Source organism: Corallococcus sp. AS-1-6 (genome assembly GCF_020037015.1).
GTDB lineage: Bacteria > Myxococcota > Myxococcia > Myxococcales > Myxococcaceae > Corallococcus.
Map to the genome: position 1 here is coordinate 22,970 of NZ_JAIQDE010000051.1, position 8,339 is coordinate 31,308.

Genomic DNA, 8,339 nt, shown 5'->3' on the forward strand with positions numbered 1-8,339 from the left:
CGCCATGACCGCTCGCACCCAGACGACCCTTCCGGAGACGCAGCGCGGGCCCGCCGAGCGCCTGCTCGACGTGGTGCTCGGCGGCTCCGCCCACCTGTGGCACCACCGCCCCGGCCTGGACGTGAACGGCACCTGGGTGGCCGCCGCCAACGCGGACGCCAAGGCGCGCGCGCACGGCCGCAAGGTGGCGCCGGGCCTGTTCGTGCCCGCCGCGGTGAAGCTGTACGGCCAGTTGCTGGAGCTCCACCGCCTCAACCCGACGCTGATGGCGCACTTCGCGTCGTACGCGCTGACGCAGACGGACTGGCGCGACCTGAAGGTGGCCACCTGCGCGCTGATGCTGGTGCAGGAGCACGCGGGCCAGCCCGTGCGTGACGGCCAGGGCGCCATCGCCTTCCACGACGACGACTACCGCGCCATCGGCGAGGCCATGGTGCTGCACTACGTGCGCCGCTCCACGCGGATGCTCACGCCCAAGGCCGTGCTGCGCGTAGCGGAGCTGCTGGAGACGCCGGAGATCGCGCGCCTCAACCGCGCCGCGGGCTTCGGAGACCCTGCGTCGCGCAAGCCGCCGCTGGGCCGCTGGAAGCGCGTGGCCCAGAAGTGGCTGGCCGCGCGTGAGGCGAACCTGCCCATGCTCCAGGGCCTGGTGAAGGCGGGCTACAAGGAGACGCTGAAGAAGCTGGCGCGCAAGGCGGGCTACAAGCCCCAGTCGCAGGGCTTCTTCGAGGTGCTCGGCTGGAAGCAGAAGCAGGCGGACGGCGGCCACCGGCAGGTGGGGCTGCGGGGGCTCACGCTGGTGAAGCGCGAGCGCTTCGACGGCCTCTCCGAGGCGGAGATCTGCGAGTGGATTGAGCTGGAGCGGCTCTCCTACAAGGAGGTCGTGGGCCGGCTGCCGAAGGACGTGGGCCTCACGCCCGCCATCCTGGCCACGCTGCTGCCGTCGTTGTCGGACCGCGACCTGCGGCTGATGACGCCCACGCTGGAGGAGCTGGGCCTGTTGCAGGAGCCGTCCGTGAAGGCGCGCTGGGAGCGGGCGGTGGCGAGCGCCACGGATCAGCGCTCGCTGAACATCGCGAAGAATGTCCGGAGCGAGGACGTGCGCCGCAAGCTGGAGGAGGCGAGCGACAACGCGGTGAAGAAGGCGGTGGCGGAGGCGACGGCGGAGGCGGACGTGCGGGTGATGTTCCTCATCGACAAGTCGGGGTCCATGGAGGGCGCCATCGAGCAGTCCAAGGAGGCGCTGTCGCGCATCCTCGCGGGCTTCCCGATGGACAAGCTGCACGTGGCGGCGTTCGACACCATGGGGACGGTGCTGCGGCCCAAGGCGGCGAACCGCACGGCGGTGCAGCACATGCTGTCCGGGCTGAAGGCGTCCGGCGGCACGGTGCACGCGGCCGGTGTCCACGCGCTGCACCGCGCCGGGGTGCGCATCCCGGCGGAGGCGAAGCTGGTGGTGATGGTGGTGGGTGACGAGGCGGGCGAGGCGGGGGACCAGTTCGCCCGGGCCTTCCACGCGTGTGGCTACAGCGTGGCGGCCCTGGCGCTGCTGGTGAGCGTGGCGGGGGCGCGCGGCAACACGGTGCGCTCGGGGGCGAAGCAGTTGGGCGTGCCCTTCAGCGAGGTGAGCGTGGGGCAGTTCGCGGACCCCTACCAGGTGCCGCGCGTGCTCCAGGCGCTGATGGACGCTCCGCGCGAGGCGGGGGCCAGCCAGTCCGGCTGGGTGGACCGGGTGATGAGCACGCCGCTCTTGAAGGCGGCGTGAAGCAGGAGGCAGGGGCGTGGACTACCGGAAGCTGCTCGGGAAGGTGGAGTCGGCGGTGCTGCCGTATTTCGGCGGCGGGACCGTGGACGCGCCTTCACGCCGCCTGCGCGTCACCAGTCCCGTCGCCCCGGGCTGGTGGCGCTTCGAGGTGAAGGGCCGCGAGGCCACCGCGCGAGAGCCGGCGTCTCCCGAAGGGATGGAGGCGCTGCCGCGCGTGCGGGGCCATGTCTGGGGGACGCGGTTGGTGCGCGAGGGCGCGGTGGCGGAGCCGCTGGCGTTGATGCCGGAGGAGCAGCCGCCGCGCCTGTCGCCGGTGACGGCGCGCCGCTGGCATGACGGCACGCTGATCTTCGAGGGCGTGGAGTTCGAGGGCGAGGCGGAGGAGACGGCCCGTCGAGCGTTGGAGGAGGACCGTGCGCTGGGGGACGCGCGAGGCGTGAGCGCGTCGCTGCGCGCGGCGTTCGGCTTCGCGGTGCTGGAGACGGCGTCGCGAGCCACGGGCATCCCGTTCGCGCCGGTGGAGGCCCGTGCTCGGGTGCTCGACGTGGCGCTCGAGGGACGCGCGGAGGCGGAGCGTTGCCTGCGCCGGTTGGCGGAGGAGCGTGCGCGCTTCATCCGGATGCAGGCGGAGCAGGAGGCCCGGCGCGAAGCAGCGGCGCGTGCGTGGACGCAGGAGACCGGCACGCCGGAGGTCTGGCGGGACGCGGAGGGGCGCGAAGTCGGGCGGGCGTTGTCAGGGCGTGAGCGCGAAAGCTGGGAGGTCCTTCACGGCGACGGGGCCCGTACGCGGATGCGACAGGAGCCCGGCTCGGCTCGGCCCCCTCATGGCGCGGACGTCCGTGAGGCCGCGTGGGCCGGGCCGGAGCGGGTCCGCGGGGTGACACCGTCCGCACGCGAGCGCGAGGCGTGGGAAGCGCGGCGGGATGCCTCGGCGCGCGCCGGCACGCGAACCGGGCGGGGCCCCGCGCGCCAGGAGCGCTGGCGCGCGGAGTCCGAGGCCGACACACGGGTGGAGCGCGCGCTGGACAAGGCCGGCGCGCGGCTGCTGGACCACCGCCGGCTGGGGGACGGCCTGCTCGAGGTCATCTACACGTTCATGGGCGAGCGCTTCGTCACGGTGGTGGAGGCCGCGACGCTGCGGGTGCGCGACGCGGGCGTGTGCCTGGCGGGCGCGGACCACCGGGTCACCCTGGAGAGCCTGCCGTCCGTGCTCAAGGAGGCCATCGACACGGACGCGCTGGTCATCACCCGGCACGCCTGAAACCCGCGTGTCGGGCCGGGCCCTTCCCCCGCGTCGGTACGGGCCATTCGGGAGGAAGGACTTCATGTCGACGACGCGCGAGGTGTGCCTGCTCATCGGACCGGAGGACCGGGTGTTGTGGGGCGACTCCTTCGACGACCCCCTGGCGCTGCCGGACTCCCGCCCCCGGTGGGAAGCCATCTGGAGCCTGAGGGACACACTGGTGGAGATCACCCACAGCCACCCGGAGGGCCCGCTGGCCTTCTCGCAGGAGGACGAGACGACCATGGCCGCGCTCCAGGCCGCGCTGGGCCGGCCACTGCGCTTCTCCGTGGTGGCCCCCGACGGCATGGTGGTCCGCATCGGCGGCGAGGACGTGCTGGTGCGCGACGAGCCCGCCTGGGCCGCGCCGCTGCGCATCGCCTCGGGGCTCCTGTATGGCCGGCCCCGTCCCGGTCCCACCATCCTCCAGGAAGACGGCCTGCTCCTGGACGGAGCCCACCGCAAGCCGTGAGCCGTTGTTCAGCCCGGCAGCAGGATGATGCGGGCAATCTCCGGCGGCGCGGCGACGCGCATGGGAGGCCCCACGAAGCCGCACCCGCGGCTGACGTAGAGGTGGGAGCCGCCCAACCGGCTCAGCCCCGCGTTCTGCTCCCCCCAGATGAGCTGCCCCAGCACGTTGCCCGGGAACATCTGCCCGCCGTGCGTATGGCCTGAAATCTGGAGCCCCACGCCCCGCTGGGCCACCACCTCGAAGTTGGAGGGCTGGTGCGCCAGCAGCACCGACGCGCGGTCCGGCCTCAAGCCCTTCATCGCCGCGTCCAGGTCATACCCGGCCTCACCGAACCGGCTCGCGCTCCAGTCGTCCACGCCCAGGAGGTCGAAGGACGCGCCCGCGTCCCCGATGGACACGGCGCGGTTGCGCAGCACGGTGATGCCCAGCCCCCGGACGAACTGCGTCCACGCCTCCACGCCGGAGTAGTAGTCGTGGTTGCCGGTGACGAAGTACGCGCCGTGCCGGGCCTTGAGCGCGCCGAAGCCGCCCACGTAGCGCCCCAGCTCCGGCACCGTGCCGTCCACCAGGTCGCCCGTCACCGCGATGAGGTCCGGCTTGAGCGCGTTGGCGCGCGCCACCAGCTCGTCCACGAAGCGGCGCTGCAACACCCCGCCGATGTGGATGTCGGTGAGCTGCACCAGCGTGAAGCCCTCCAGCGCCTTGGGCAGCCCGGGCAGCCGCACCGGGATGTCCCGCACGTCCGGCGGGTGGAACGCGCGCCAGGTGCCAAAGGTGCTCACCGTCGCCCCCGCCACGGTGGCCCCCGTCGCGAGCCCCCGGGCGAGGAAGGCCCGGCGCTCGGGCGACGGCGGCTCCGGAGGCTTGCGTGCCTTCGTGACAGCGCCCCGAACCACGTCCAGCCCCAGGGTGAACATGAACAGGTAGAGCACCAGCCCCATCCACACCAGCAGGGCGATGCCCGTCCACCACGCCACGTCGGAGGAGAACATCCCCCCGACCATCCGGGCGCCCAGGGAGCCCACCAGCCCCCCGGCGAAGAGCCCCATCCCCGCGCGGCGAAGGCCCCTGCTCGGCGTCACGTCGCGAACCAGCCGGCGGTACAGGTAGACGTGCGCCAGCGCGAGCAGCGCGGTGACCGGCACGAGGAACAGCGCCATCCGGAGCCATGGGGGCATGAGGGGCCGTGTCTACCCGCGCAGGAGCTTGTCCACGAGCGCCACGTACTGCTGCTTCGCGGCGTCCTTCGCCAGCCCCTTGCGGCCGGCCCACGCGTCGTACTTCGCGCGGCCCTTGATATCGAGCATGCCGGGGCGCTTGCCCTGCACGTCCCCTTCCGTGCCCTGCTTGTAGAGCGAATACAGCTCCAGCAGCGTGTCGTTCGAGGGGGCCTTGGACAGCGTCTTCACCCGGCTCTGGGCGGCGCTGAAGTCATCATCGAGGGCCATGCGCGGTCTCCGGCAAGCGTGTGCCGGAGACCTTAACAGCCGGCCTCACATCGTCGGCAGCCAAAGGTGGCGGATGTCCTCCGGCAGTTGGGCGCTCACGTCCTCCGCCTCGCCTTCGCTGATTTGATGACGGACGGCGTCCATCACCGCGCGCACCACGGGCTCCACGGCGTCCGGATTCAGGGCCAGGTCCTCGCCCACCAGCTTCAGCAGCTCGTCGCGGCCGAACCTGGACGGACGGGGCTCGGCGTCGTGGCGCTCGCACCGGTGCAACAGCTCCGTGAGCTTGCGCGGCAACTGCGCCTCCAGGTCGTGGGACTCCTCCGCCTGGATGCGCTGCTCCAGCCCGCAGAGCACGGAGACGGCCGCCTGCTGGGCGACACTCGGGGACATGCCGCCCCTGTCACAGAGGTGGTCGATGAAGCGGGCATACGTCTGACTGGCCCGCATCGCACTGCGCCGCGCACGCCGCTCCTCGATGGACAGCTCGCGCCGCTCCTCCGCGTGCTCCTCGTCCTGGGGTGCGCCGGTGCGGCGCTGCGGATCACGGTCTTCAGCCATGGGGGGTTCCTCCCTGTCGGTCCCGGTGGGTAACAGGGTGCCCATGCCCGCCCCGGAGGGCACGTCATCGCGGACTGCCGCACTGTCCGCCGGCTGCCTGACTGCTAGGCGGCCACGCGCCGGACGTACGTGTCCCAGAGGGCGCCGAAGAAGAAGCCGCCGAAGCGGGCCAGGGCCTCCGCCCGCTGCACGCCGTCCCGGGCGTTGAGCACGCGCAGGGTGGTGAGCTGGCGCGCGAACTCCTCCGCCGTCAGCCGCAGGAAGCCCCGGCCCATGCACGGCGCCTCCGGTCCGGCCCCCCGGTGCAGGGACACGAACAGCGTCGTGGTGTCCTTCCACAGGTCCAGGCCCGGGTCGTCGTAGAGGTCCTTGTAGCCCTCCAGGTAGTACGCCTCGCCGGCCTCGCTGAGCAGGTGCAGCAGGTACTCCATCCGCTGGCCGCCCGGCCGCGCGTGCTCGCGGGTCATCAGGCGCAGCTCGCCGCGCGTCACCACCAGCGGGCGGGACGACAGCACCGGCGCCGTCACCGTGCCCATCAGCTTCAACGGGTGGCGCTCGTCGCGCAGCGTCGCGTCCAGGTCGTCGGCCGTCACGGTGAGCACGAAGCGCAGGGGCGTGGCGTCGTCGCGCTCCGGGTCGCCGGCCTCCAGGTGCGGCGCCTTCACGTCACCGGACAGGAAGCCGTGCATCGTCTCCGTGAAGCGCACGCCCACGGGCCCCGGGGCCTGGGGCGCCGAGGCCTCCGGCAGCGGCGCGTAGTCGATGGTCCACCCGTGGCGCCGGGCCATCAGGGCGCAGGCGCGCTCGGCGACGGCGGAGATGGTGAGCAGCGGGTTGATGCCCAGCGAGCGCGGCACCACGGAGCCGTCGGACACGTACAGCCCCTCGTGCACCGCGTGGCCGGAGGCGCCGGAGAAGACGCGCCCCTCGTGGTCCACCACGCCGTCCTCCGCCCGCTCGGCCATGACACAGCCGCCCAGCGGGTGCGTGCACAACAGCTCCTTGCCGAAGGCCTCGGACCAGAGCGGGTAGCGCACGAAGGTGCCGCCCAGCGCGGCGGTGGCGCGGCGCAGGCGCTCCTCGATGCGGGTGAGCTGCGGGTCGCGGCCGGCGTCCGGCCAGTGCAGGCGCACGCGGTCGTGCTCCAGCCGCAGCTCGCCCTTGCCCTCGTCGTGCGACATCACCATCAGCGTCTGCGTGTGCTCCACCGCACCGTGGTCCGGCCCGCGCACGAAGCTGTCCGCCTGGCGCAGCCGCTCCTGGACCCAGTCCAGGATGCCCTCGTCGGTGTCCTCGCCCACCAGCGCCGCGGCCCCCGCGAGCGCCGCGGGCATCAGCGACGCGAGCGCGCCGGGGATGGCGCCCTCCTCGATGATCATCCCCTCGTCCAGGCGCGCGGTGTCGCGCTGGTCGATGACGCCCGCGATGCAGGGGCCCACCGGGTCGCGCGTCTCGTGGTCCTGCTCGCCGTGGCCCACGCCGTGGACGGGCATGTCCAGGTTGTAGCCGAAGGCCAGCACGTCGCCGTTGCTGCTGAAGCGGTGGCCCAGCTTCGAGGACACGGACAGGCCGCGCTCGCGCGAGCGCAGCAGGATCTCCGCCGTGCCCATGGTGCCGGCCGCCAGGACGACGCGGTCCGCGGTGAGCCAGGCGTCGGGCGCGTCGAAGCGCTCGCGGCCGGTGTTGAGGGGGCGGTAGTAGACGCGCCACTTCGCGCCGTCCGGCACCACCGCGCGCACCGACACCTCGGTGAAGATGCGGGCCCCGTGCGCGTGCGCGTCCGGCAGGTAGTTCATCAGCACGGTGTTCTTCGCGCCGGTGTTGCAGCCCGTGGCGCAGTCACCGCACAGCGAGCACCCCGGCTGCCGCACGCCCGCGGCGTTGACGCCCGCCTCGAACGTCACCGCCACCGGAGGCCGCGTCAGCCGTCCACCCAGCTTCTCCGCGGAGATGCCGAACGTCTTGAGCTTCTGCAGCGGCGGGTGGTCCTCCGGGTACGGCAGGGGCCGCAGCATCAGCTCCGCGTGCGCGAAGCCGTCCTCCAAGAGGCCGTGCACGTCGTCGCGCAGGGCCTGGGGCCAGCGGGGGTCCTCGAACACGCGGGGGTCGGGCCGCATCGTCACGCCAGCGTTGATGAGCGACGTGCCGCCCAGGCCGCAGCCGTCGATGACGGACACGTCACCGTTGCGGTGGACCTCGATGAGGCCGGTGGGGCTGCCCACGTCCAGGTCGCCCTGGCCTGGGGCGCAGTGGAGCTGGAACTCGGCCACCGCCTGCGCGGGCGTGCGAGGCATCTCCCCCGGGTGCATTTCCCGGCCACGCTCCAGCACGCAGACCTGCTGCCCCGCGCGTGACAGCCGGCTGGCGGTGATGCCTCCGCCATAGCCCGACCCCACGACGACCACGGGGTAGTGGGATGCCAGCTCACTCCACGGGGATGACAGCCTGCGCATGCTCACCTCGGGCGGCCTGACCGCCGCCATCTTCCAGATGCTGGTTTTATTCCCCACCGGTGACATCCGGGACGGGGGCCGCATGCTGCGCGGTCCAGCGGCGCGGATCCACTCGCCGTCCGTCCCCATGCCTACCGCCTGTCCGCGAGGACAGGGGCCCCTCTGCCCGCCAGGACGGCAGACCGCCAACCCGCGGGGTCATTCCTGTCGGACAGACGCGAAGGGCTCGCATCCTTGAGCCGAAATCGACCCGGCCCCCACCAGCGCGAGGAGCCAGAACCTGTCCGACTGGAGGTCTGCGCGGAATAGCGAGGCCAGTTGGCCGGCTGCCAAGCGACAAGGGGGACAGGAGCTTCGA

The 8,339-nt window shown here is 72.8% G+C and carries 7 protein-coding genes; 3 read left to right on the top strand and 4 right to left on the bottom strand.

Annotation, left to right across the window (positions count from 1 at the left end; translation table 11 throughout):
• Nucleotides 1-4: 4 nt before the first annotated feature.
• From K8612_RS37875 to K8612_RS37885, 3 genes are all read left to right on the top strand, one after another.
• Complete coding sequence (locus K8612_RS37875) at nt 5-1,765, top strand: VWA domain-containing protein (RefSeq protein WP_223765799.1); 1,761 nt, start codon at nt 5-7, stop codon at nt 1,763-1,765.
• A gap of 16 nt (nt 1,766-1,781) precedes the next feature.
• Nucleotides 1,782-3,026 carry a hypothetical protein gene (locus K8612_RS37880; protein ID WP_223765800.1) on the top strand — a complete coding sequence of 415 codons (1,245 nt, stop codon included), beginning with the start codon at nt 1,782-1,784 and terminating at the stop codon, nt 3,024-3,026.
• 64 nt (nt 3,027-3,090) lie between these two features.
• Complete coding sequence (locus K8612_RS37885; protein ID WP_223743693.1) at nt 3,091-3,519, top strand: Mov34/MPN/PAD-1 family protein; 429 nt, start codon at nt 3,091-3,093, stop codon at nt 3,517-3,519.
• Between the two features lie 8 nt (nt 3,520-3,527).
• Here the strand turns inward: K8612_RS37885 and K8612_RS37890 are convergent, their stop codons facing one another.
• From K8612_RS37890 to K8612_RS37905, 4 genes are all read right to left on the bottom strand, one after another.
• Nucleotides 3,528-4,697, bottom strand: a complete 1,170-nt coding sequence (locus K8612_RS37890; RefSeq protein ID WP_223743692.1) for a metallophosphoesterase — start codon at nt 4,695-4,697, stop codon at nt 3,528-3,530.
• A 12-nt stretch (nt 4,698-4,709) separates the two neighbouring features.
• Nucleotides 4,710-4,967: an acyl-CoA-binding protein gene (locus tag K8612_RS37895; protein WP_014394349.1), complete on the bottom strand. Its 258-nt coding sequence runs from the start codon at nt 4,965-4,967 to the stop codon at nt 4,710-4,712.
• A 45-nt stretch (nt 4,968-5,012) separates the two neighbouring features.
• Nucleotides 5,013-5,528 (bottom strand): DUF2267 domain-containing protein, encoded by a 516-nt coding sequence (locus tag K8612_RS37900; RefSeq protein ID WP_223743691.1) that lies wholly within the window; start codon nt 5,526-5,528, stop codon nt 5,013-5,015.
• 104 nt (nt 5,529-5,632) lie between these two features.
• Entirely contained in the window at nt 5,633-7,981 is a 2,349-nt protein-coding gene (locus K8612_RS37905; RefSeq protein ID WP_223765801.1) for a GMC family oxidoreductase N-terminal domain-containing protein, read from the bottom strand.
• Nucleotides 7,982-8,339: the final 358 nt, after the last annotated feature.